At 66.7% G+C, this 24,761-nt stretch carries 21 protein-coding genes; 6 read left to right on the forward strand and 15 right to left on the reverse strand.

Going from position 1 to position 24,761, the window contains the following annotated elements:
* Window positions 1-3: 3 nt before the first annotated feature.
* The 4 genes from A5732_RS14215 to A5732_RS14230 all read right to left on the reverse strand — a co-directional run bounded on the left by A5732_RS14215 (window position 4) and on the right by A5732_RS14230 (window position 4,734).
* Window positions 4-783 carry a DUF6065 family protein gene (locus tag A5732_RS14215; RefSeq protein WP_076102526.1) on the reverse strand — a complete coding sequence of 260 codons (780 nt, stop codon included), beginning with the start codon at window positions 781-783 and terminating at the stop codon, window positions 4-6.
* A 263-nt stretch (window positions 784-1,046) separates the two neighbouring features.
* Window positions 1,047-2,798, reverse strand: a complete 1,752-nt coding sequence (locus A5732_RS14220) for a nitric oxide reductase activation protein NorD (RefSeq protein ID WP_436971824.1) — start codon at window positions 2,796-2,798, stop codon at window positions 1,047-1,049.
* Entirely contained in the window at window positions 2,734-3,564 is an 831-nt protein-coding gene (locus A5732_RS14225; RefSeq protein WP_076055246.1) for a CbbQ/NirQ/NorQ/GpvN family protein, read from the reverse strand. The genes A5732_RS14220 and A5732_RS14225 overlap by 65 nt, the downstream gene beginning before the upstream one ends.
* On the reverse strand, window positions 3,565-4,734 hold the full coding sequence (locus tag A5732_RS14230) for a spirocyclase AveC family protein (RefSeq protein WP_076102528.1): 1,170 nt from the start codon (window positions 4,732-4,734) through the stop codon (window positions 3,565-3,567).
* Between the two features lie 209 nt (window positions 4,735-4,943).
* Between A5732_RS14230 and A5732_RS14235 the strand changes: the two genes are divergently transcribed.
* Both A5732_RS14235 and A5732_RS14240 read left to right on the forward strand, forming a co-directional pair.
* Window positions 4,944-5,546, forward strand: a complete 603-nt coding sequence (locus A5732_RS14235; protein WP_076050539.1) for a TetR/AcrR family transcriptional regulator — start codon at window positions 4,944-4,946, stop codon at window positions 5,544-5,546.
* Window positions 5,547-5,775: 229 nt separating this feature from the next.
* Window positions 5,776-6,951, forward strand: a complete 1,176-nt coding sequence (locus tag A5732_RS14240) for a spirocyclase AveC family protein (RefSeq protein WP_076102529.1) — start codon at window positions 5,776-5,778, stop codon at window positions 6,949-6,951.
* Window positions 6,952-7,031: 80 nt separating this feature from the next.
* On the opposite strand, the gene A5732_RS14245 is transcribed toward A5732_RS14240, so the two are convergent.
* The 4 genes from A5732_RS14245 to A5732_RS14260 all read right to left on the reverse strand — a co-directional run bounded on the left by A5732_RS14245 (window position 7,032) and on the right by A5732_RS14260 (window position 11,712).
* A complete protein-coding gene (locus A5732_RS14245; RefSeq protein ID WP_076102530.1) occupies window positions 7,032-8,924 on the reverse strand; it encodes a lysophospholipid acyltransferase in 1,893 nt (630 codons plus the stop codon).
* Window positions 8,921-10,747: a fatty acid--CoA ligase FadD11 gene (fadD11, locus tag A5732_RS14250; RefSeq protein ID WP_076102531.1), complete on the reverse strand. Its 1,827-nt coding sequence runs from the start codon at window positions 10,745-10,747 to the stop codon at window positions 8,921-8,923. Before fadD11 ends, A5732_RS14245 begins: the two co-directional genes overlap by 4 nt.
* 90 nt (window positions 10,748-10,837) lie before the next feature.
* Window positions 10,838-11,314 (reverse strand): VOC family protein, encoded by a 477-nt coding sequence (locus A5732_RS14255; RefSeq protein ID WP_076102532.1) that lies wholly within the window; start codon window positions 11,312-11,314, stop codon window positions 10,838-10,840.
* Window positions 11,311-11,712 (reverse strand): helix-turn-helix domain-containing protein, encoded by a 402-nt coding sequence (locus A5732_RS14260; protein WP_076102533.1) that lies wholly within the window; start codon window positions 11,710-11,712, stop codon window positions 11,311-11,313. Before A5732_RS14260 ends, A5732_RS14255 begins: the two co-directional genes overlap by 4 nt.
* A 62-nt stretch (window positions 11,713-11,774) precedes the next feature.
* Between A5732_RS14260 and A5732_RS14265 the strand changes: the two genes are divergently transcribed.
* On the forward strand, window positions 11,775-12,221 hold the full coding sequence (locus A5732_RS14265) for a PPOX class F420-dependent oxidoreductase (RefSeq protein WP_076102534.1): 447 nt from the start codon (window positions 11,775-11,777) through the stop codon (window positions 12,219-12,221).
* Entirely contained in the window at window positions 12,218-13,156 is a 939-nt protein-coding gene (locus A5732_RS14270; RefSeq protein WP_076102535.1) for an MBL fold metallo-hydrolase, read from the forward strand. Before A5732_RS14265 ends, A5732_RS14270 begins: the two co-directional genes overlap by 4 nt.
* A gap of 87 nt (window positions 13,157-13,243) precedes the next feature.
* On the opposite strand, the gene dnaE is transcribed toward A5732_RS14270, so the two are convergent.
* From dnaE to A5732_RS14295, 5 genes are all read right to left on the reverse strand, one after another.
* Window positions 13,244-16,810 carry a DNA polymerase III subunit alpha gene (gene dnaE / locus A5732_RS14275; protein WP_076102536.1) on the reverse strand — a complete coding sequence of 1,189 codons (3,567 nt, stop codon included), beginning with the start codon at window positions 16,808-16,810 and terminating at the stop codon, window positions 13,244-13,246.
* A gap of 67 nt (window positions 16,811-16,877) precedes the next feature.
* On the reverse strand, window positions 16,878-17,309 hold the full coding sequence (locus A5732_RS14280) for a type II toxin-antitoxin system Rv0910 family toxin (protein ID WP_065054331.1): 432 nt from the start codon (window positions 17,307-17,309) through the stop codon (window positions 16,878-16,880).
* A 259-nt stretch (window positions 17,310-17,568) separates the two neighbouring features.
* On the reverse strand, window positions 17,569-19,821 hold the full coding sequence (locus A5732_RS14285; RefSeq protein ID WP_076102537.1) for an MMPL family transporter: 2,253 nt from the start codon (window positions 19,819-19,821) through the stop codon (window positions 17,569-17,571).
* A gap of 2 nt (window positions 19,822-19,823) precedes the next feature.
* Window positions 19,824-20,627: an SDR family NAD(P)-dependent oxidoreductase gene (locus A5732_RS14290; RefSeq protein ID WP_076102538.1), complete on the reverse strand. Its 804-nt coding sequence runs from the start codon at window positions 20,625-20,627 to the stop codon at window positions 19,824-19,826.
* 4 nt (window positions 20,628-20,631) lie between these two features.
* Window positions 20,632-21,672, reverse strand: coding sequence for an SDR family NAD(P)-dependent oxidoreductase (locus tag A5732_RS14295; protein ID WP_076050550.1), 1,041 nt, complete (start codon window positions 21,670-21,672; stop codon window positions 20,632-20,634).
* Window positions 21,673-21,956: 284 nt separating this feature from the next.
* Between A5732_RS14295 and A5732_RS14300 the strand changes: the two genes are divergently transcribed.
* Together A5732_RS14300 and A5732_RS14305 are read left to right on the forward strand one after the other, a co-directional pair.
* Complete coding sequence (locus A5732_RS14300; protein WP_076050551.1) at window positions 21,957-22,367, forward strand: group I truncated hemoglobin; 411 nt, start codon at window positions 21,957-21,959, stop codon at window positions 22,365-22,367.
* Between the two features lie 36 nt (window positions 22,368-22,403).
* Window positions 22,404-23,162, forward strand: a complete 759-nt coding sequence (locus A5732_RS14305) for a class I SAM-dependent methyltransferase (protein WP_076050552.1) — start codon at window positions 22,404-22,406, stop codon at window positions 23,160-23,162.
* 1 nt (window position 23,163) lies between these two features.
* On the opposite strand, the gene A5732_RS14310 is transcribed toward A5732_RS14305, so the two are convergent.
* Both A5732_RS14310 and lspA read right to left on the reverse strand, forming a co-directional pair.
* Window positions 23,164-24,090: an RluA family pseudouridine synthase gene (locus A5732_RS14310; RefSeq protein WP_076102539.1), complete on the reverse strand. Its 927-nt coding sequence runs from the start codon at window positions 24,088-24,090 to the stop codon at window positions 23,164-23,166.
* A complete protein-coding gene (gene lspA, locus A5732_RS14315; RefSeq protein WP_076050554.1) occupies window positions 24,083-24,733 on the reverse strand; it encodes a signal peptidase II in 651 nt (216 codons plus the stop codon). Before lspA ends, A5732_RS14310 begins: the two co-directional genes overlap by 8 nt.
* Between the last annotated feature and the right edge of the window lie 28 nt (window positions 24,734-24,761).

The raw sequence follows: 24,761 nt of genomic DNA on the forward strand, positions 1-24,761 counted from the left end.
GTTCTAGTCCGCGTGCTCGTGTTGGACGAACGACCGGAGATGACGGCGGGTCTGGTGGTCCTCCGCGCCGGGCTCGCCGTCGCTGTGCCGGCCCCGCGTGTAATCGCCTTGCCACGGCACCTTCTCGTTCCCGGCGCCGCCCGCGGCTTCCTGCTCGCGGCCCAGTGCGCCGCGTGAACCGAGGAAGTGCTCGTGCTTGCGGTGCAATTCTTCGTCGGATTCGATGGGCCGAAGCTCGGGGACGAACTCCTCCAGCTCGGCCCGGCGCTGCGGCACGATCATGCAGATCGGCTCGCCTACCTCGAATCGCACCGGCATGAACTCGCGGGTGAACTTCCAGTTCATGCTGAAACTCGAGCTGGACCAATCGGTTTCGACGATGCCTTCCAGCGGGGAGATGGCGTCCTTCGGATAGTTGGCCGGCCCGCGGGCCAGCAGGTTGTAGCCCGGCGGGGTGCGAAACAGAATCGGCAGATGCCAGGTCAAGATGCCGTAGCCGAAGTGGCTGGAGGGCAGGAACTGGCCGCTTTCGCGGGTGTCGGGGGCGATCATCAGGTTCGTGCGGTCGTTGCCGCCCATCCACGTTGCGGTGAACGCGCTGCGATTGCGCACCTCCCAGCCGCTCTGGTTGGCGATCAGCATCGGCAGACACCGGTGCGGCCAACCTTGCCGTATCTCCGACATCCACTCCCGGCCGATCGGCGCGCGGCTGATCGGGGGCGCGATCTCATGGGTGATGTACCCGATCAGGGGGCGCTGCCGCCTGTCGGAGTTGTCACTCATCGGCTCCTCAATTCGCTGGTTGCCCTCGTCCCGCCGTGGGAATCACGTCCACCATAGAGGCATAGCGCATGTCATGCCCGCCGACGGAGGTCAGAGGTATTGCGGCTGGGACTCCCACTCACCACGTTGGCGGGTCACCTTCGACTGCACGCTGGTAGCGCTCGAGCACATCAGGGGTCTCGACCTGCCGGTGTGCGAGGGGCCGCTCGCTGAGCAGGAGTGGCCGGGCCTTGACGTGCGCGATGCGCAGCCGCTCGGCGTGGTCAGCGAACTCGCGACGGTCTCGTCGCGGCGAGTTCACGCAGGGAAGACAGGAACAACTCATCCATTCGTGGGCTCAATTCGGTCAGCGTTGCGGCGCTCGCATAGCCGGCGGAACCAAAGACACGTTCGAGCGCATCGGTAGCAGTCGTGGTCCCGATGGAAAGACAAAGGCAGGCAACGCCTTCTGCCCGCAGTTCTTCGAGGGCCTTGAAGGAGTCGGCTTCGGCATAGCGGCCTTCGTAGCCGTCGTCGTAGGGGAATCCATCGGAAAGGACGACCAACAGCCGATTCGGTGTGCCCGCCTGACTTTTGAGGATCTCGCCGGCACCGCGGATGCCGGCACCGAGGCGCGTATAGCCCGACGGTTCGAGCTGGTTGAGCCGCGCGCGCCCGACAGCGCCGAAACTCTGGTCGAACGTCTTGATGACCGGCAGATGGACGGCGTGGCGGCCCTGTGATCTGAAGGCGTAGACGGCGACCCGATCACCAAGCTCTTCGAGTGTCACGGCCAGAGTGGCGGCCGCGCGTCGCTGGTGGTCGTGCACTGCGAGGCCATCCGCATCGGCGTCGATGGCGGACCCGGACGCGTCGATCAAAATGAGCACGCCGAGATTGCGGGCAAGTTTGCGGCGCTCCAGGTAGACGTGCTCGGGTGAGGAGAAGCCTGATTGCAGATCGACGAACAGATCGATGAGCGCCTCGATGTCGAGGTCATCCCCGTCGGCACGGCTGCGCAGGACCTTCGGCCCGAGGCCGACGCGAGCCAGACGGCGCCGCAGCATGTCGTCGTGCGCCACACCGGCATCCGAGACGTCGGCGGCTACGGTCAGTGGAAAGTCGATGACCCGGCACCAGTCAGGCTTGTACCGGTCGTCGAAGACGTCCCACTCGGGATACAGGGCGCCGCCCACGCCTATCGCTGGACCGGGCTTGCCGTCATCGGTGAACCGGACCCGGGTGGGCAGGGGACGCGCATTCGGACCGACCTCTTTCGCCCGGCGCATTGAGCGAACCGTCAGCTCGGCGCCCGCAGCGCCCACTCCAGGAGAGCTCGAACCTCCGAACATCTTGCGGAAATAGTCCGACATCGACTTGTTGTTGAGGAACGGACTTTCAAACAATTTGAGGATCTTGCTGTCCCCCGACTTCCCGCCGTCATCGTCTTCGTCGTCGTCCTCCGACTCGGGCATCTCGATAGGGTCGAACCGCAATTGCAGATCTTTGTTGGTGGCCTGACCACCCGGTCCAGTGGACGCCGCCATCAGCCGGGACGGCTTGATGACACCGAACCATCCCGGCGGGTCGCCAACCTTGATTCGGCTCTTGGCCACCTCGAGTGACTCATCGGCGGTCGTAGTACTGGGTCGTTCGTCCGGGAGGAGCACGGCATCGAGGGGAACGTGCCGGGCGAGGTCGGCGAGAACCCGTCGACCTTCGAGTGCCAGGTAACGGCGCGCCAAGGTGGAACGTGCGCGCAATCCCCTGACCAACCGCGGATCAAGGCTGCCCGCGCCGAGAAGTGCCGCCTGCACCACCATCTCGCGGCGCTGCTGCGCGACGGAGGCGCCGGGCGACACGAAGATGAACCTGCCGTCGGTGTGCACAGGCAGGCCGGCCGGCGCCTCGGTGACTTCGACGGACCTGCCGGCGATGTATGTGGCGAGGAACCGGAACCGGTCGGGATTGTTAGGCGCGTCGGTCACTTTGGGGCAGGACGGTGTTGACGAGTTCGTCGAGGGCTCGGATGACATCGTCGTCGTCGGAGAGCACCTGGACGACGGCCGCGTGGACTGCACTGCGCAGGTTCAGCCCTTCGGCGGCAAGGCCGGCGGCGAGAATCAACATGCGCGTGGAGGACACCTCGCGCAAGGGTGAGCCGTCGAGGTTGCGGATGGCGTAAGCGAGCTTGACCAACGAACGTGCGGTCTCGGTGTCGATCCCGGCTTCGTAGGCAACCACCTCCGTCTCGATCTCCGGGGACGGGTAGCCGAGCTCGATGGCGACGAAGCGCTGGCGGGTCGACTCCTTGAGGTTCTTCAGGACGCTCTGGTAGCCGGGGTTGTAGGAGATCACCAGCTGGAATCCGGGTGCCGCCCGCAAGGTGGTGCCGAGCCGATCGACCGGAAGCTCCCGACGGTGATCGGCGAGCGGATGGATGACCACGGTGGTGTCCTGGCGCGCCTCCACCACCTCGTCCAGATAGAAGATGGCGCCCTCGCGCACGGCGCGAGTCAAGGGTCCGTCCACCCAGACCGTTTCACCGCCCTTGAGCAGGAACCGGCCCACCAGATCGGCCGACGTCATGTCCTCGTGGCCGGCAACGGTGATCAGGTCCCGGCCGAGCTGGTGGGCCATCGCCTCCACGAATCGTGTTTTTCCGCATCCGGTGGGGCCTTTCAGCAGCACCGGCAGGCCGCGGCGGGCGGCCGCGCGGAAGACTTCCACCTCGTCGCCGACGGCTCGGTAGAACGGCGCATCCGATAGGGAGCGAACGGCGGCGGGCTGGCTGTTCAACAATTACTTCCCCCGATCGAGTGGAACGTTTGCCGGCGGCTTTACGCCCGCGGGGAGGACAAGCTGCCCGTCGTGGTTGATGTAGCCCGAATTCGTCAGGGGCACCGGCAGAGACGGATCGGGGCACGGCCGATCGGTTTCCGCACCGCAGATGCCCATCAGGAAATACGAGCGCTTCAGGATGTCGTCGGGCCAGGGATCTTGGTGCATCGCGAACCACTGCGCGGGCAGGTTGTAGAAGACGAAGAAGAAGGCGCTGCAGGCGGCAAAGATCGCCAGGAAGCGGGCGAGCTGCTGTCTGGCGAGACCGCCTCGAACGTGGTCCAGCCCGCGTTCGACGAAGGTCCGGCCGCGGTCGTCGGTGAAGTAGCGCAGGCAGCACAGTCCGGCCTGCACGCCGCCCCACATGAGCCCTTCATAGAGCGGCCACTGGTAGTAGGTACCGGGATTGACCGACAAGGCCCGAATAGCGCCGGGGTAGGTGAAGAGACCCATCGGCATGAGGAACAACCCCTCGATGACGAAATCGAAGACGAAGGTCCAGGCGATCACCACGCCGATCAAGCCGAAGGTGTTGATGTTGGGCCAGCGCTGCTTGGCTTTGCGCATTACCCAGCACCCAAGCATCGTGCAGAGCAGCACGAAGAAGTAGCCCGGCGCATTCATCAGGAACGGCTCGGCCATCATGGCACCCGGTTTTCCGAACGAGACCCAACCCGGAATGTCCTGGACCCATGAGCCCCGGTTCCACATCCAGGTGTTGTAGGTGCTCCATGTGTTGAAGTAGTTCAGCAGCGGATCCTGAAAGAACAGCAAGCCGCATGAGATCAGGAGCATCCCGTCCAGGGTGACTCGCCGCTCACGGCGCCACGGCCGAATGATGAACCACCAGAAGGCAACCGGCAGCCCGACGACGATCACGGCGGTCCAGGTGAAAAGGATCGCCTTCATGAACGCCGGTGGATCGCTCGGCCCCGGAGGGACCCGCTCGAAATTGGGGCCGACGATCCAGCGGATCCACACGTACAGCTGAAAAGCGAGAATGGCGCCCCCGGCGATGGCCCAGATCCGCACGGGCTTGGACTTGGGAGCAGCCCTGGTCCCGAGTGAAGCCACGTCCCCGAGCGACTCGGTAACCACCGGTGTGCTCTTGCCGCTCGCCAGTTCAGTCATGACACTGCCCTCCTGAATCGTCGTGATACAGCGTCCGTGAACCCGGCCGCGCCAGCGACGCCACCGGCCACGGCGCGCCCGCGATACGCATGCCCACGCTCACGATGAGGCGATCAGTCGTGAAGCTCGGATAGCCGGGTCTCCGTTAACATACCAACTGGTATCTCGATAACCAAGGATAATCTCAGATTCTATGGCAGAATCGCGACATGGTTGAGCGCTGGACGCGAGAGCGGCGCCTTGAGCACACTCGTTCGCTGCTGTTGGACGCCGCGGAGGAGGTGTTTGCCGAAAAAGGCTTCATGGCAGCCTCTCTCGACGACATCGCACACGCCGCGGGTTACACGAAGGGCGCCATCTACAAACACTTCGCCGCGAAGGAAGACCTGTTCCTGGCGGTGAGCGATCGCTACTGGCGCCGGTATTTCGACAACTTCTCCGAGGTGATGTCGACCGCCACCCAGATCGGAGCGCGCGAACTCGACCAAATCGCCGAACGTTGGCGAAAACTCAGCGATGACCGCGGCGCCGAGCACGCCGCGTTGGGACACGAATTTACCTTGTATCTACTTCGCAACCCCGACGCACGGGAACGGGTGGCCGCGAAGCGATCAGAAGTCGTCGAAGCACTGGCCAAGTTCATCGTCGAAGGCATAAACCGGCTAGGCGGAGCTCTGCTGATCCCTCCACTGACATTCGCCCACATACTCGTCGCCACCACTGACTCCGTCATGCTGGGCAGCCAGCTCGATGACGTCGATCTCTACCGGCCCACCCTTGAAATGTATGTCTCCGTCATCAAGTTGCCTTGAGCACAACATCTTTCGCCCAGGCCAGCTGTCTGAAACCCCTTTTACCCGTCTCGCCGAATAGCTAGGAGCTTCTGCGCGCATTCTGGGAACCTCTTCCGATTCTTGGATACCCATGAGTATATTGGCGGACGATTGGACCAATGGCTCCCGCCCTCAATCGCCGGCCTCGTCGCTGGGCCGCGCGGAGGCGCGACGAACCTCTCTGCGACACAGGAGGACACAGCGCGCAATGAGTGATCTGTCGAACAAGACCAACGCGCCCCTCCTCACCGAGGCCGTGGTTCGCAGGGTGGCCGAACCTGGCGGCCGGGCCGAGGCCGCCGTCCGGCCGGTCAAGGTGTGGGCTGTCATTGGCGGCGCGCTTCTCGCACTTCAGTTGTACGTCTGGATCCGGTGGATCACGGGCCCGTATTTCGACCCGGTGGCTTCCGGTCCGGATGTCCCGCCGATGTACATGAAAGTGCCTCTCGTGGCGAATGCGGTCTTCGCGTGGATCGGCCTGCCATTCGCGGTGTGGTGGTTCATCATTCGACCGTGGCGACGCGAGCGGCGGATCACCCTGGACGGCATGCTCATGGTTTCGATGGGCCTGATGTTCTTCCAGGATCCACTGCTCAACTACTTGAACACCTGGTGTACCTACAACACCTGGATGCCCAATCGAGGCTCCTGGTCGTCCAACATCCCGGGGTGGGTATCGCCGGAGGTACCCGGACATCAGGTCGTGGAACCACTACTGACCAACGTGCCCGGCTACTCATTCGGCAATCTGCTGATCGTCATGCTCGGATGCTGGGTGATGCGCAGGATCAAGGCGCGCTGGCCCAACGTCAACAACGCGCCGTTGATAGCCCTTGCCTTCGCGTTCAATTTCCTGCTCGACTTCGTCATGGAGGGCCTGATCTTCTTGCCAATCGGGTTCTACGTATACCCCGGTGCGATTCGGGCGGTGTCAATCAACGCCGGCACGTATTACCAGTGGCCCATCTATGAAGGCCTGATGTGGGGCGGTGTCCTGACCGCGCTGTGCTGTCTGCGCTTCTTCACCGACGACCGTGGCCGCACCATCGTGGAGCGCGGACTCGACCATGTCCGAGGCGGTCTCGCCAGCCAGCAGCTCACCCGCTTCCTGGCGATCTTCGCCGCGGTGAGCGCCTGCTTCTTCTTCTTTTACAACCTTCCGGCGCAATGGATCGGCATGCATGCCGACCCCTGGCCGGAAGATGTTCAAAAGCGTTCCTACCTCAACGGTGGCATCTGCGGTGACGGCACCGATCAGCCGTGCCCCAATCCTGTCTTGCCGATGCCGACGAAACGGTCCGGCTACAACAACACCGACGGCCGGCTGGTCCTACCGAAGGGAGCCGAACTTCCCAAGACGGTGCCCTTCGAATCGCATCGGTGAGGAGTTGATTCACCAGTGACCCTTGCGCTCCGATCACGTTGCGCGACAGGGTCGTACCATGCGGTCGCCGAAACCGCGTCTCACCGCGTCCCGGCCAGCTCCGCAATGGTATTCACCCGCCGGACAGCCGCCGCGATCTCGTCGGCGAACTCACGCCGCCGGCGGGCGATCTCCGGGTGCTCCACGCCGTCGACCAGTTCGCGATGCCGCGCCAGCCGCAGCGCGGTCTTGAACAGCTCCATCGACCGCGACTCGGCGCTGGCGATCCTGCGTTGCAGCTCCCACTGCTTGCCCACCTCGAGGCACTCGGCGAGAAATTCGTCCTCGTCGAACGATTCGTCGTCGTAGTCGGCGAGCCGGTCGGCGACGATGTGGTATGCGTCGAGGAACGGGCGCAGCACCAGGTGCGCCAGCAGGACGTCGGCCTTGTCCAGCAGGCCACGCACGTCCCCCGCGCTTGCCGCCTTGCTGGTGTCATCCACCCGCCCGATCAGGCGCACCTCGTCGGCGAGTTCCTTCTCGAATTGCGCGCGTGCTGAGAACAAGAACTCGAATTTCAGCAACTCGCGCAGGCGCAGCGCCTCATCGCGCACGGCGGTCGGTTGCACCAGCCCGTCGACCGAACCCTCGGCGTCCTCTGTGGCGGCGAGCAATGCCGTCTCGGCGATCGCACGGTCGACCACGATGTGAATGGCGGCGTTGCGGTAGAACGCGGCGACCAGGTGCTGCTCCGCACCGATGCCCCAGACCGGTTCGGTGCCGGCGTCGTACACGCTGACGACGCCGGAGGCGACCAACTGGTGCAGGGTCCAGCGGATGGTGGAGCGATTCGTCAGGTCGGCCGCTCCGGCCACCTTCCAGTTGCGAGCCGCGATGTAGCTCGCCAGCGGACGCACGGTGGCCAAAACCTCACTGATGGACAGGGAACGGTCGGCGCCCAGCAGGGCGAGGCTCACCACAGCGGTCGGGGTGACGGGCGTGGCGCGGTTGATCCGGTGCTCGACGTCCAGCGCGATGCGTTCGATCTCGGTGCCCGTGCCGGACTCCTCGGCCCGCAGCTCTTCGAGGCGCTTGCGCAGCGGCAGCGGCTCCCCGAAGTCGAGGTAGGCGCGGCCCAGCCGCTCGCCCTGCTGTCGTGCCAGCCGGATCAGGAAGCGAAAGTCTTCGGGCCGCTTCGTCGCACCATAGGCCTCGGTGGTCATGGCCTCCACCTCGTGCAACTGGTCGTACACGATCGAAGTCGGCACCAAATAGACCTCTGGGCCGTCGATTTCGTCGACAGCGTCGGCGATGTACCGCAGGATCCCGAACACCGGCGGCCGCAACTTGCCCGTCCTGGTACGGCCGCCCTCGATGGACCAGGTCAGGTTGGCGTGATTTTGCACCAGCTGCGCGGCGTACGCGCGCAACACGAAGCGATAGACGGGAATGTCCTTGGTCTGGCGCCGAATGAAGATGGTTCCGGTGCGCTTTGCCCAGGCGCCCATCGGGAAGAAATTCAGGTTGGCGCCGCCGAAGGTGAGTGCGGGTGAGAGCCGGTTGGCCTGGATCACCTCGGGCAGTAGCAGACCGTCCAGATAGGAGCGATGCGAAAAGGCGAACGCCAGTGTGACTTTGCGGTCCAGCTTGCGCAGCTGGGCGATCTGATCCTCGTCGGTCAGCACGTCGTAGGCGCGCATCAGCCAGCAACTGAAGCTTCGCCAGGCCTTTACCGCCCGCTCGTCGAGCGAAGGTGCCATCTCACGCAGGTAACAGGCGGCCTCGGCACGCACGCTGTCCAAATCACGCCCGAGCTCGTGGGCCAGCTTGCCCAGCCGCTCGTCATACCATGGCGCAGCCAGCAAATCGCCGACCTCGGCCGGGTCCGTCGATAGCGGTGACGTCGATTCCGCGACAAGACCGCTGCGCTGCAACAGCTTTCGCAGTCCGACCCGGCCAAATTCGCGGGCCATGCCCGCCGGTCCCCCGATCATGCCGGCTGCGCCGTGGCGGCTTCGACGGGCTCGTGCACATCCGGATGCGGTTCGGGGGCATAGAGCTGCTCAATCTCGTCGGCGTACTTCGCGATGATCGGCTTGCGCTTGAGCTTCATCGTCAGCGTGATCTCGTCGCCGCCGGGCTCCCACAAGGTGGGCAGGATCCGGAACCGTTTGATCTGTTCGACCCGGGAGAGCTTGTCGTTGCCCGCGGCCACCCCGGCCGCGATCTGCGCTACGACCTCGGGGTCGGCCGCCAGGGCGGCCGGCGATGCGTCGGGCAGGCCGCGCTGGGCCGCGTAGGGGCCGACCGAGTCGGCGTCGAAGACCATCAGTGCGGCGTTGTATGGCCGTCCGTCGCCGATGGTGATCATCACCCCGACCATGGGACAAGCGGCCAGGATGGCGTTCTCAATGTTGGCCGGGGACATGTTCTTTCCGGCCGCATTGATGATCAACTCCTTCTTGCGGTCCACCACGCGCAGGTAGCCTTCGGCGTCGGCCTCCAGGATGTCGCCGGTGTGCAGCCAGCCCTCGCGGTCGATCGCCTCGGCCGTCTTCGCCGGCTCCTTGCGGTAGCCCCTCATCACCAGCGGACCGCGCACCAAGAACTCGCCGTCGTCGGCGATCCTGCCCTCCAGCCCGGGCAGCAGCTTGCCGACCGAACCGAGCCGGGCGTCGCGCGGGTGACTCACGGCCGCAACGCAACTCAGCTCCGACATCCCCCACACCTCGGCGATCGGAATCCCGATGCCGGCGAAGAAGGCCAGCGTCTCCTTGGGGATCGGCGCCGCGCCCGAGACCGCCCAGCGTAGTTCGCCGAACCCGAGCCGCTCGCGCAGCTTCGACAGCACCAGCTCGTCGGCCCGCGCCCATTCGGCGGCCAGCTCGTCCGGCATCCGGTCACCGCTCACCAGTGCGTCGGCGCGCCTGGCGGCCACCGCCATCGCCCACTGCAACGCCTGGCGCTTGACCTCGTCGGTTTCGTTGGCAACGGTGAATTCGATTCCCGCCTTGAGCTTTTCCCAGATTCGCGGCACCGCGGCCCACACCGTGGGTCGCACGTCGGGCAGCGCGGCGGCGATGGCCCGCGGATCGTCGACGACGGTGACCTGGGCGCCGAACACCTCCAGGGCGTAGAGCCCCATCACCCGGTCGGCCATGTGCGCCGTCGGCAGATACGAGGTGACCCGGTCACCGAACTGCGACGGGAGCACGCTGTTGAGGGCCTGGGACTCGAACAGCAGGTTGGCGTGGGTCATCTCCACACCCTTGGGGTTTCCGGTGGTCCCCGAGGTGTAGACGAGCGTGACGATGTCGTCGGGTTGCACCGCGCGCCAGGTTGATTCGAAGTCGAATTCATCTTCGGCCGCCGCGTACAGCTGCTCGATCGACAAGGCGCCCGGCGGCGCGCCGTCGATGCAGACGATGTGCTCGATCGGCACCCCGCTGGCGCGAATGCGGTCCACGTACTGCTCCTCGCAGATTGCGACCTTGGTGCCCGCGTTGCCGAACAGATACGTCAGCTGCTCGGCCGGCAGCGTGTTGTACACCGAAAATGATGTCGCCCCAAGGTGTTGCGCACCGATTTCGAGCGGATAGAACTCGATGCGGTTGGCCATCATCAGCGACACGGCGTCGCCGCGCCGGATCCCCAGCCCCGAAAGGCCGGCGGCCACCTTGCGCACCTGTTCGGCACACTCGCGCCACGTCATCGTCTGGGTTGCACCGGGTGTGCGCAGCACGACGGCGTCGGGGTCGATCGCGGCGTTGCGCTGAAACGCCTCGCACAAGGTGGCCGGATCCTGGGCCGTCGTCATTTCCGTCCTCCTCGGCGCCGCATCAGCACTGCCCCCGTGAGCCTACGTGCGAGCACAGGGGCAGGGAACATATCGCGTGACTTCACCGGATCACGCCTCCGGGCGCCAGAGCTGCACCGTGCTCGTCGCGCCGCCGGGCAGTTCCACCAGCTCGATCGGCGTGCCATCGGGGTCGTGGATGAAGAACATCCGCACGCCCCCGATGTCGACGGGCGGGTCGGCCCGGACGCCGGGGTGCTGGCGCGTCACGGTGTCGTAGGCGGCGTCGAGGTCGTCGACGCGAAACGACATGTTCGTGTAGCCCAGGTGCGGGCCGCTCGGGCACTCGGGCACCGCACCCAACGACAACAGCTCCACCATCGCCGCCCCGATCAGCCCGCCGATCATGCGGCCCTGCTGGGCGGCGCCGCCGGTGACCGAATCCAGCCCGGCGCCCGCGAGTTCGACGTCGAACACCACGTCCATGCCCAGCACCGCGGTGTAGAAGGCCAGCGACGCCTCGATGTCGGAGACGCCGACGCAGATGTGCGAGAAGTTCTGCACGGCGATGGGGTGTTGCTGGGTCACATGATCTCCTTGCCGGCGTGGGGTGGGTGAATGCCACAGGTACAGGCGTCAATTGAGGGGCACGTGCAGCGCATCCCCCACTCGATGACGGCGCGGGCGCGGGCCAGCGAGTCCATCTGGGCGTCGATCTCGGCGAGTTTGGCCCCGGCCAGCGCGCGGCTGGCCGGCCGCCCGGGGGCGTCGTCGGCGAACAGCAACTGGATCTCTTCCAGCGAGAACCCGGCGGCCTTGCACAGCGCGATCACCTCGAGGCGGGCCAGGACCGAGTCGTCGTAGCGGCGCTGGCCGCCCGACCGCGCCGGCTCCGGCACCAGGCCGATCTGCTCGTAGTAGCGCAACGCCGTCGCGGCCACCCCGGCCTGGCGCGCCACCTCTCCGATCGTCAGGCTCGGCGCCATCACACCCTCCCCGGGAATTCGATGCTTGACTTCGAGCCAACTCTAAGTCGTTGACTGGGGTTATGGCCATCCCCCAACACGCGGAACTCAGCCGTTCCCGCTACGCCCTGCTGCGATCGTTTCGCCGCGACGGCACACCCGTCGACACCCCGATCTGGTTCGCGTTCGACGATGACGCCCTGCTGTTCCGGACCAAGGTCGGCCCGAAAACCAGGCGGCTGGCCGCCCGCCGTGACGTCGAGCTCGCGGCCTGCGACCACCGGGGCCGGCTGCGCCCCGGCGCGACGACGGTGACGGGCCGCGCCACGGTGCTGTCCGGCGCCGAGGCCGCCCGCGCCAACCGCGTGCTGCACCGGCGCTACGGCTGGCAGTGGAACATCGTTCCGCTGATCAAGGTGCCCGGCGTGACCAACGTGCACCAGGATCTGTGCGCGCGTGAGAAGTTGCGGCGCGCCCGCGACCGCGGGGTGTGGCCGGACAGCGTGATCGTGCGGGTGGACCTGCCATGACGCGTGCGACGGTGTCCAACCCCGTCCGCTCCCCCGGCTTTCGCCAATGCTGCGGCGCCGCAGCGGGATTGGCGCTCGGCATGGTGCGCCCGAAGCGGCCCGACGACCGGTTCCTGTGCAGCGTCGTCGACGCGGGCCTGCCGTCTCCCGCGCGCACCGTGACGGTGACCGCGCTGCCCCAACTGCCGCGCCCGGTGCCGACCGCCGCCATCGTGGAGGGCACATTCGCCCCGGCGCGCGTGGAGAACTCGCTGACCTCGTTCGTTGTCACCCATCCGGAGGCGACGTTCATCGTCGACCCCGCGGTCTGCGTCGACGTCGAGCGACGCGCGATCGCCCAGCTGCCCGCCGGGCTGCGGGTCGCGGTCCGGCCGCCGGCCGGCACCATCCCTACCCGCACCGCGCTGGACCGGTTGCCCGACGCGCCCCGCCTGGATTTCGCGCTCCCCACCCACGCGCACTGGGACCACGTGTCGGGTCTGCTGGACCTGCCGGATCTGCCCGTGCACCTGCACCGCCGCGAACATGACTGGATTGGCTCGGGGCCCGTCGCTCCCGTTGGCGGCGTTCGTGATTCGCTGCGCGGCCGGCCCGTCAACGAATACGACCTGGACGGGCCGCCGGTGTTGACCTTCACCGCCAGCCACGATCTCTTCGGCGATCATTCGGTCATCCTGGTGGACCTGGCCGGCCACACCCCCGGCAGCGTCGGGGTGCTCGCGCATACCGCGCGGGGCTGGATCCTCATCGCCGGCGACGCCGCCTGGCACCATTTGCAGATCGACAAGGTCCGGCAGAAGGCAAGCTACCCAGGCAATTTGGTGGACGAGGATCGCGAGGAGACGTTCAGAACCCTGCAGCGCCTGCACCTGGCGCGGCACACGGTGGCGATCATCCCGACCCACGACCACCAGGCTGCGTTGCGATTGGCGTAGCTGTTCGGGGTCGAACGTGAAGTTAGCTTCACGTTCGAACGCGAGTGTGAAACTAACCTCACACTCGTGGAGGATTGGCCCCCCCGCCTAACCGCCCAGGCAGCCCGGGCCGAGCAGCGCCTTGAGATCCCCCATCAGCGCCGGCGACGGCGTAACCCGAAGGGATGCATCCAGTTCCAGCGTGGTGATCCGGTCGCCGCTGATCAGCCGCAGATGCACCTGCGACGTGCCAGGGTGACGGGCCAGCACCTGCTTGAGCGCGGTGACCTTGTCGATGGTGCACTGCCGCGTCGGCAGGCTGACCGCCAGCGGCCGGTTGGGCTGCGCGTTGGAGAAGTCTGGCACCACAAGCTCGTTGGCGATCAGCGCGACCCGGTCGTCGCGCAGCGACACCTTGGCCTTGATCAGCACCACGACGTCGTCGGCGATGTCGGCCCCGTACACCGAGTACGCCTGCGGGAAGAACATCACCTCGATGCCACCGGTGAGGTCCTCCAATTGGGCCGACGCCCAAGGCATCCCGTTCTTGTTGACCCGGCGGTTGACGGAGGCGAGGATGCCGCCCACCCGCACCTGGGCGTCGTTGGGCACATCGCCGTCGAGGATGGCCGGGATCTGAGTGTCGACCTGCGCGGTCAGCAGGTGCGCCACCTGGTTGAGCGGGTGCCCGGAGACGTACAGGCCCAGCATCTCTCGCTCCAGGGCGAGCTTGTGCTTGTCCTCCCACTCGTCGTCGGGCACCTTGATGTTGAACACCGACTCGGTGCAGCCGTCGTCGCCGCCGAACAGGTCGAACTGGCCCATCGCCTCGGCCTTCTTGGTGCCCAGCACCGAGTCGACGGCGTCGGTGTGCACAAGGAACAGGCCCTTGCGGGCGTGGCCCAGCGAGTCGAACGCGCCCGCCTTGATCAACGATTCGGTGACCTTCTTGTTGCAGGCCGCGACGTCGATCTTGTTGAGGTAGTCCGAGAAGTCGGTGAACTTGCCCTTGCCGTTGCGGGTGCCGATCAGCGAGCCGACCACGTTGGCGCCGACGTTGCGCACCGCGCCCAGCCCGAACCGGATGTCTTGGCCCACCGAGGCGAAGTTCACCAGCGACTCGTTGACGTCCGGCGGCAGCACCGTTATGCCGAGCTTGCGGCAGTCGGCCAGATAGACCGCGGCCTTGTCCTTGTCGTCGCCGACCGAGGTAAGCAGCCCGGCCATGTACTCGGCCGGATAGTTGGCCTTCAGGTAGGCGGTCCAATAGGACACCAGGCCGTAACCGGCGGCGTGCGACTTGTTGAACGCGTACCCGGCGAACGGAAGGATGGTGTCCCACAACGCTTTCACCGCTTTTTCGGAGAAGCCGTTGGCGGTCATGCCTTCGTAGAAGCCCTTGTACTCGGCCTCGAGCACCTCGAGCTTCTTCTTGCCCATCGCCTTACGCAGCGCGTCGGCTTTGCCCATCGTGTAGGAGGCGACCTTCTGGGCGATGAACATGATCTGCTCTTGGTAGACGATCAGGCCGTGCGTCTCGGCCAGGATCTCGCGCAGCGGCTCCTCGAGTTCCGGGTGGATCGGCTTGACCGCCTGACGACCGTTCTTGCGGTCGGCGTAGTCGTTGTGCGCGTTCATGCCCATCGGGCCGGGGCGGTACAGCGCCAGCACCGCGACGATGTCGTTGAACTCGGTGGGCTGCATGCGGCGCAACAGATCTCGCATCGGGCCGCCGTCGAGCTGGAACACGCCCAGGGTGTCGCCGCGGCCGAGCAGCTCGTAGGTGGGCTTGTCGTCCAGCGGCACCGATTCCAGGTCGAGGTCGATTCCCCTGTTGCTCTTGATGTTTTCCAGGGCGTCGCCGATGATCGTCAGGTTCCGCAGGCCCAGGAAGTCCATCTTCAGCAGGCCGATGGCCTCACACGACGGGTAGTCCCAGCCGGTGATGATGGCGCCGTCCTGGGGCCGCTTCCACAGCGGGATGGCCTCGGTCAGCGGCTCGCTGCTCATGATCACCGCGCACGCGTGCACGCCGGCGTTGCGGATCAGGCCCTCCAGGCCGCGCGCGGTCTGATAGATGGTGCGCACGTCCGGGTCGGTTTCGATCAGGCCGCGGACCTCGGCGGCCTCCTTGTACCGCTCGTGGCCCGGGTCGGTGATGCCCGACAGCGGAATGTCCTTGGCCATGATCGGCGGGGGCAGCGCCTTGGTGATCCGGTCGGCGATCGCGAACCCGGGCTGGCCGTAGTGGATGCGCGCCGAATCTTTTAGCGCCGCTTTGGTTTTAATGGTGCCGAAGGTGATGACCTGGGCGACGCGGTCGGATCCCCACTTCTCGGCGGCGTAGCGCACCATCTCGCCGCGACGACGGTCGTCGAAGTCGATATCGATGTCGGGCGCCGACGGACGTTCCGGGTTGAGGAACCGCTCGAACAGCAGACCGTGCGGGATCGGGTCGATGTTGGTGATGCCCAGCGCGTAGGCCACCAGCGAGCCCGCCGCCGAGCCGCGCCCCGGCCCCACCCGGATGTCGACCGACCGCGCGTAGTTGATCAGGTCGGCGACGATCAGGAAGTAGGACGGGAAGCCCTTGTCACAGATGACCTTGATCTCGTACTCGGCCCGGTCGATGTAGTCCTGCCCGACGCCCGACGGGAAGCGGCGCTGCAGCCCGGCCAGCACTTCGTGGTGCAGCCAGGTCGCCTGGTCGTGTCCGTCGGGCACCGGGAAGATCGGCATCCGGTCGCGCGGCGCCCACACCTCGTCGTAGGACTGCACCCGCTCGGCGATCAGCAGGGTGGAGTCGCAGGCGCCGGGAACCTCGTCGTCCCAGATCTGGCGCATGTCGGCGGCCGACTTCAGGTAGTAGCCGTCACCGTCGAACTTGAACCGGTTGGGGTCCGAGAGGGTCTTGCCGGTCTGCACGCACAGCAGCGCCTCGTGGTTGTGGGCGGCGTCGCGGGTGACGTAGTGGCAGTCGTTGGTGGCCAGCGGCGGGATGCCCAGCTTGCGGCCGATCTCCAGCAGGCCCTCGCGGACCCGCGTCTCGATGGACAGCCCGTGGTCCATCAGCTCCAGGAAGTAGTTGTCGGCGCCGAAGATCTCGCGCCACTTGGCGGCCGACTCCAGCGCCTCGCGCTCGTGGCCCAGCCGCAGCCGGGTCTGCACCTCCCCCGACGGGCAGCCGGTGGTGGCGATGATGCCCTCGGCGTGCTCGGCGATGATCTCGGCGTCCATCCGCGACCACTTGCCGAGCTGGCCCTCGAACGACGCCAGCGAGGACAGCTTGAACAGGTTGCGCAGGCCGGCGGCGTTCTCGGCCACCATCGTCATGTGCGTGTAGGAGCCGCTGCCCGACACGTCGTCGGACTTCTGCCCCGGGTCACCCCACAGGATCCGCCGGGTGTCGAAGCGCGAGGCCGGCGCGATGTAGGCCTCGACGCCGATGATCGGCTTGATCCCGGCCTTGGTCGCCGCGTTGTAGAACTCGCTGGCGCCGAACATGTTTCCGTGGTCGGTCATCCCGACCGCGGGCATTTGCAGCCGGTCCACCTCGGCCAGCATCGGCGCGATCTTCGCAGCACCGTCCAACATCGAATACTCGGTGTGGTTATGCAGGTGCACGAACGACGACCCGCGAGGAGCGCTCGCGCTCGGAGCAGACGAACCGGTCATAGGGACGCCAGTCTATGACCGCGGACCGACACGAGTTCGGCGTGTCGCCACGTGTGTCTTGACCGGTTTATCCGTACAACTCGACGAAGTTCTTCAGCGACTTCTGGACGTCGCCTTTGACGGCGCGCGCCGCCGCCGAGCCCACCGGGCCGAACAGCGCCCGTCCGCCCAGTTCGAGGCGCAGGCCCAGCGTCGATCCCTCGCCGGTGGGCCGCACGGTGAGCGTGACGGCGTACTTGGCCCCGCCCTTGCCGGACCCGGACATCGCCATCTCGTGCGGCGGGTCCCACGTGGTGACCGTCCAGGTCACCCGGTTGCGGAGGCCCTTGGCGCGTGCCACGCCGACGATCTGGGTGCCCTCGGCGATCTCGTCGGGCAGGTCGCTGCGCCAGCCCTCGTGCATGATCAGCCAGTCGCCCAGGTCCGACAGGTCGGACACGTGGTCCCACATGTCCTGGGGGGTCATCGGGACGTCGGCGGTCAGGTCCACAGCAGCCACCGCCTGAGCCTAGCGCTTCGTCACATCCGCCACTGCGGTCTCACCGCTGAGGCACATGGTCAGTTGCCCGCCTCTGAGCGACGACGGGAGACGGGCGACGCGACAACGGGAGACGGTGCGGGGACCGCGCGACCGCGGAAGACGGCGCACCCACCATTTGTCGCTCAGAGGCGGGCATTTCGTCACCTGTCCGGCGGAGAGACGGGCGTGACGGGTGTGATCCGGGTCCTCGAATCACGCCCGGCGGCAACCGCGCAAATCACTGTTCGGGACTGAGGGCGCGAGGCCGAACTTCGCCTTCTTCCTCGTTGATGCCGATGCGCTCGTGCAGCCTGACCAACGGTTTGGGCGCCCACCAGTTGGCGCGGCCCATCAAGCGCATGAACGCCGGAAGCAGCAGCATACGAACGAGCGTCGCATCGACCACCACCGCCAGAGTGAGTCCCAGACCGAACATCCTCATGAACGACACCCGCGCGGCTATCAACGCGGCGAACGAGATCGCCATCAACAGCGCCGCAGCAGTCACAACCCGACCGGAACGAGCCACGCCTTGCGCGACGGCCTCGTCGTTGTCCCCTGGCGTTCGGTCGGAGGCCAACCAGTGCTCGCGGATCCGAGATACCAAGAAGACCTCGTAATCCATGGAGAGACCGAACGCGATGCAGAACAGCAGCACCGGCATGTGGACCATCAAGGTGCCGTTGGCCGTGGTGCCCAGGGCGCCGAGGTGGCCTTCCTGGAAGATCCATACCAACGCGCCGAATGCGGCGGTCAGCGAAAAGACGTTGAGCACCAAGGCTTTCAGCGGCATCATCACACTGCCGGTCAACAAGAACAACAGCGCGAACGTGATCACCGCGATGATCGACAGCACAAGCGGCAGCCGCGACGTCACCGCTCCCGCGCTGTCGCGGTTTATCCCCGCCCTGCCGGTGAATTGCACGTCGCGGCCGCCAGGTCCGGCGATCGCCTGAAGACGATCCAGCTGTCTTTCCGATGCGATGGAGAACAACGCCGCGGCACTGCGCACCGTGAGGAAGACACTGCCGTCCTTTGCGCCGGTGGGTGCGGCAGGCGGCCCGACCGGGGCGCCGTTCTGGAAGGTCCCGCCAGGCGTCGATACGGAGACGACGTCGGCTACCCGCGAGAGTTGGACGGCGTAGCGCTCGATCTCGCCGGGCGCCGACCCGGACGCATCAGGGATCACGACGATTACGTCTTGTCCCGCGTCGACCGCGAAATTGAAGCGCATGTCGTCGCCGACCTGCCGAGCCGATGCCGATGTCGGCAGCACCCGGTCGTCGGAGAAGCCCCAATTCGCCCCGAGAAAAGGCGCCCCCAGCACCAGCAAGAACGCGATCACCGCTACGGCGATCGAAATCGGCCGTCGCATCACGGCTTTCGTCGAGCGGTACAAGAAGCTCTCTTCGATCGGGACTGACACCGGCTCTGAACGCCCGCCGACCCGGCGAATCAGCCGCCGCACGTTGAGCGAGTCCAGCCGGTCGCCGAGCAGCACGATCAAGGCAGGGGTAATCACCACCGCGGCAACGGCCGCCAAGGCGACCACCGCGACGCCCGCGTAGGCGAACGACTTCAGGAAGTACATCGGAAACAGCACCATCGTGGCCATGGACAGTGCGACGGTCGTCGCCGAGAACAACACGGTTCGCCCGGCCGTGCACATGGTGCGAACCAGTGCATCCTCGCGCTGCATGCCGTCGGCGAGCTCGTCGCGGTATCGGCTGATGATCAACAGGGTGTAGTCGATGGCCAACGCCAGACCCATGGCCACCGTCAGGTTCAGCGCAAATATCGAGACGTCGGCGAAGAGTGTGATCGCTCGCAGCGTCGCCAAGGTGCAAACGATGGCAAAGCCGCCTACCGCCATCGGAATCGCCGCGGCGAGCATGCCGCCGAACACCCACACCAGCACAACGAAGCTCAATGGAAACGCGATGGATTCCATGACCAACAGGTCCTTTTCGCTTTGCTTGTTGATCTGCGCATACGTCAGCGCCTCGCCACCTGCCTTCACCGTGACGCCGTCACGGTCGCGCACGAGTTTCTTCGCCAGCGCCGCGGCGTTGCGCTGGGCGCCGGTCTCGCCGCCGCGAATGCCCGCGACGATCAATCCGGTCTTACCGTCCTTGCTGATCAGGCCCGCCGCGGCCGGCGGCGGAACGGTCCACGCCGAGCTGACTTGAGCGACGTCCGGCGACGCTTTCAGCTGCGCGACGATGTCGGTGGCCACCTTTCGGGCGGACTCGCTCTGGGCGCCCGCCTCGGTGGTCACCTCGAAGACCATCTGTTGGTCGCCGTAGTCAAACTTCTCCGCGAGCACCCGCTGGGCCCGTGCAGACTGCGATGACGGATCCTGATAGCCGCCCGCCGACAGCACGTCGAGGGCGGAGAAGCCGAAAATTCCGGCCGCGACCATGACCAGGAAAGCCCCGGCGACGATCGTGCGCGGCGCGCTTATGGCGAGTCGAGCGGCTCCCCGTAGCACCGTCAGCTCTTGGGCCCGCCGCGGAATCGGTTGCCGATCCTGATGCCCGGCAACAGCAGGCTGCGCGGCGCGAACCGGCCGCCGGTGCTGACCACCTTGGGCACCACGCCGGGCACCACCGTGCGCCGGCCGGCCACCATGCCACCGATGGCCGCCTCGGCCACGTCGCGCGGCGACACCTGCGCGATGGGAATGCTGAACCGCTCGGCGTTGGCGATCTCGGCCCACTCCGTCGGCACGGGTCCCGGGCACAGGCAGGTCACCGACACCCCCGTCCCGTGCAGCTCCTCGTGCACCGCTTCGGAGAACGTCTGCACAAAGGCCTTGGTGGCCGAATAGACCGCCATGAAGGGAACGGGCTGGAATCCCGCGATCGACGCGATGTTCATCACCGCGCCGGCGCCGCGGTCGACCATGCCGGGCAACGTCGCGTGGGTGAGTTCCATCAACGCCAGCGCGTTGAGGGTGACCTCTTCGCCCTCGCGCTCCACCGGCAGCTCGTGGAACACCCCGCTGGTGCCGAAACCGGCGCTGTTGCACAGGCCGGCGATCGGCTCGCTGCGCAGCCGGCTCCCCAGCTTGGCGCGGGCCTTGCCGTCGCCGAGATCCAGCGGCAGCACCTCGACGGCCACCGAGTACTCCTGGCCCACCTCGTTGGCCAACTCGTCGAGGCGCTCGCGGCGCCGCGCGACCAGCAGCAGCGGGAAGCCGCGGCGGGCCAGCCCGCGGGCCAGTTCGGCGCCGATGCCGGACGAGGCGCCGGTGATGACAACGGTGGTCTGAATGTCAGGTTTTGGAAGGCTCATGCCGTCACCAATGTATCCCTCGGGTCGCCCGGACGAAGTTCTCGCTGCGTTTATCGAATTTCGTTGCCTCGGTTGATGATTCGTCGCCCTTCGCCGCGTCGGAGTCACTGAACATGGCGAACGCCCGGTTGCGCACCCGGTCCATCACCGCCGGGTTGACCGCGTCGGCGACGGCGGCGAACTGCCCGAACGGCGAGCTGGCCCGCCGCGGCCGGTGCACGATCGCATCGGCGATCACCCCGGCCGCCTGCTCGGGCGTCAGCGCCGGGAACTTGTCGTAGAGCGTGGTCGGGCTGATCATCGGCGTGCGCACCAGCGCCATGTGCACCGTGGTAAACCGCACGTCGTCGTTCACCGTCTCGGCCTGCAGCGCGTCGCACAAGCTGTCCAGCGCGGCCTTGCTGGCGATGTAGGCGCCGAAGCGCGGCGCCCTAGTCTGCACGCCGACCGAGGAGACGTTGAGCACGTGCCCGTATCCCCGCTCGCGCATCCCGGGGATGAACTTGAGGATCAGCTGGACCGCACCGAGATAGTTCAGCTGCATCGTGCGCTGGTAGTCGTGGATCCGGTCGTAGGACAACTCCAGCGAGCGCCGAATCGAGCGCCCCGCGTTGTTGATCAGGATGTCGACGCCGCCGAGATCGTCGAGCACCTGATCGGCCATCGCGGCGATGGCGTCCATGTCGGACAGGTCGCACGGGTAGACGTGGGCGGTCCCGCCGTCGTTGCGGATCTCGGAGGCGACCTTTTCCAGGTTCTCCCGGGTGCGCGCCACCAGGGCCACCGCACCGCCGGCCTCCGCGATCTTCTTCGCGGCGGCCTCACCGATGCCCGAGGATCCCCCGGTGATCAGTGCGGTCCTGCCCTCGACGGCCTCCTCGAGCGTGCGGCCCTGCACCGCGTCCAGCAGATTCCTCAGATAGAACGGCCGATACCGCCCAGCCGAGTTCGGGGTGTTGACGATGTGGGACACCGCGGCCAGTGGCCTTTCCACCAGGTTCCCGATCGAGTTCTCCACCAAGTTCGTTAAGTCACCGAGATTCATCGGCTTCGCTCCTGATGATGTGAGCCCCCCGACCGCAACTGGCCTGCCCGTTGACCACGACCGACTTGCGGGGCTGCGCGACTGATGTGACGTGCATCATTAAGCCAACCTAGGACATCAGTGGATCACCCCGATGCAGATTGCCCTCATGTAACGCGACGCCCGGGTCTCACGGCTCGCCGGGAAAGGCCGCCAGCCGTGGGCAATCCGGTTGTTACACAGGGCAATCCGGGTGTGATCGCGCACTAACTGACGAGCAACGCCGCAATGTTCCAATCCTTCTTATGAAAATTCTGGCGCGCTTCCGCAACTCCGCACCGGCACCCATCTACGACCGGATCGGTGGGCACGAGGCGCTCGAAGTCGTGGTCGAGGACTTCTACGTCCGCGTGCTTGCCGACGATGAACTGTCCGGCTTCTTCACCGGCACGAACATGAGCCGCCTCAAGGGCAAACAGGTGGAATTCTTCGCCGCCGCCCTGGGCGGCCCGGAGCCCTACAGCGGCGCCCCGATGAAGCAGGTGCACCAGGGCCGCGGGATCACCATGCACCACTTCAGTTTGGTGGCCGGGCATTTGGCGGACGCGCTGGCCGCCGCCGGGGTGCCGTCGGAGACGGTCACCGAGATACTCGGCGCGATCGCACCACTGGCCCCCGAGATCGCCGCGGGCGACGCCGGCAAGGTCAGAATCTAACGGATTTAGGCGCGCCGCGCGCCTAGCATGCCTGACATGCGGCGCACATTTGACGACCTGATTGCCGAGGCGGACGCCGCCCCGGTCGAGGGCTGGGACTTTTCGTGGCTGGATGGCCGGGCCACCGAGGAACGCCCGTCGTGGGGGTATCAGCGGCTGCTCAGGGGGCGCTTGGCGACGGTGTCGGCCGCGCTGGACATTCACACCGGCGGCGGTGAGGTGCTGTCCGGTGCGGCACCGTTCCCGCCGACCATGGCGGCCATCGAGACGTGGCCGCCGAACGCGGCGCTGGCCACCCGGCGTCTGCACGCGCTCGGCGTGGTGGTCGTCGCGACCCGCGACGAGCCGCCGCTGCCATTCGCCGACGAAGCGTTCGACCTGGTGACCACGCGTCACCCGATCTCTGTTTGGTGGAGCGAGATCCTCCGGGTGCTCCGGCCGGGCGGCACCTACTTCGCCCAGCACATCGGCCCGGCCACCATGGCCGAGCTGGTCGAGTACTTCATCGGGCCGCAGCCGGAGAAGTGGGCCGAGTTCCACCCGGACGCCGTGCGCGCACAGGCCGAGGCCGCCGGGCTCGAAATCGTCGATATGCGGATGGAGCGGATGCGCGCCGAGTTCTTCGACGTCGGCGCCATTGTGTATTTCCTGCGCAAGGTGATCTGGACCGTGCCCGACTTCAGCGTGCAGCGCTACCGCGAGCGGCTTGCCGAACTGCACGAGCGCATCGAGGCCGACGGGCCGTTCGTCACCTACCCCACGCGGGTGCTCGTCGAGGCCCGCAAGCCCGCCTGAGTCAGCCCTCGTCGCGCAACACGTCCAGCGCGTGTTGCAGATCGGGCGGGTAGGGGCTGACGATCTCGATCCGCCTGCCGTCGGCCGGATGGGCGAAGGACAGCGAGCGGGCGTGCAGCCATTGACGTTCCAGCCCAAGCCTTTTCGCGAGCTTGGGGTCGGCGCCGTAGACGAGGTCACCGCAGCACGGGTGATGCAGCGCGGAGAAATGCACCCGAATCTGGTGGGTGCGGCCGGTTTCCAGGTGCACGTCGAGCAGGCTGGCGGCGACGAACGCCTCCACGGTGTCGTAGTGGGTAAGGCTGTGCCGGCCGTCCTTGGTGACCGCGAACTTCCACTCGCCGCCGCGATGACGCCCGATCGGCGCGTCGATGGTCCCGCTGGACGGGTCCGGATGTCCTTGCACCAGCGCGTGATAGCGCTTGTCGACGGTCCGCTGTTTGAACGCCCGCTTGAGCACGGTGTAGGCGCGCTCGGACAGCGCCACCACCATCACGCCGGACGTGCCGACGTCGAGGCGGTGCACGATGCCCTGCCGCTCGGGCACCCCCGAGGTGGTGATCCGGTAGCCGGCGGCGGCCAGGCCGCCGAGCACCGTGGGCCCGGACCAGCCGACCGACGCGTGCGCGGCCCCCGCCGCCGGCTTGTCGACCGCGACGATGTCGTCGTCGGAGTACAGGATCGCCATGCCCTCGATGTCGACCGGCGTGTTCTGCAGCGGCGCGGGCGCCTCAGGCAGCCGCACCTGCAGCCAGGCACCGCCGGTCAGCCGGTCGGACTTGCCGGCCTGGACGCCGTCGAGTTCGACACCGCCGTCCTCGGCGATCGCGGCCGCCGCGCTGCGCGACAGTCCCAGCAGGCGGGCCAGCCCGGCGTCGACGCGCATGCCCGCCAGTCCCTCCGGGACGGGCATCGAGCGGTCACTCACCCGTACTGTCCTGGCTGCCGCCCTCGTCCTTGCGCCGGTCGCCGGCGGTGCGCCGACCAACCGAGTCGAAGTCGAACCCGAAGATCGACAGCACCACCAGCAGGATGGCGCCGCCGACCACCGAGGGGTCGGCGACGTTGAACACCGGCCACCAGCCGACCGACAGGAAGTCCACGACATGCCCGCGCAGCGGCCCGGGGGCGCGGAAGAAGCGATCGACCAGATTGCCCATCGCGCCGCCGAGGATCATGCCCAGGCCCACCGCCCACCAGGGTGAGACGAGCCGGCGCCCCATCCAGAAGATGCCGACCACCACACCGGTCGCGATCAGCGTCAGCACCCAGGTGTAGCCGGTCGCCATCGAGAAGGCCGCACCCGAGTTGCGCACCAGGGTCCAGGTCACCGTGTCGCCGATGATCGGCACCGGCTGGCCGGGCGGCAGCAGTTTGACGGCCAGGACCTTGGTGACGACGTCGAGGGCCAGGACTATCGCCGCGATCGACAGCAGCAGCCGTATACGCCGTGGCGCGGGTTGGGCCGGGGCGGCCGTTTCGGGCTCGGGGTCTCGCTCGACCGGGGCGGCCTCACCAGCCTCTTCGGCTGAGGTCACCGGCTCAGTCGATTTCGTTGGTTCTTCAGGCACTTCCCCATCATCCCCTACTGCCCCACGC

Source organism: Mycobacterium colombiense (assembly GCF_001953985.1).
Taxonomy (GTDB): domain Bacteria; phylum Actinomycetota; class Actinomycetes; order Mycobacteriales; family Mycobacteriaceae; genus Mycobacterium; species Mycobacterium colombiense_B.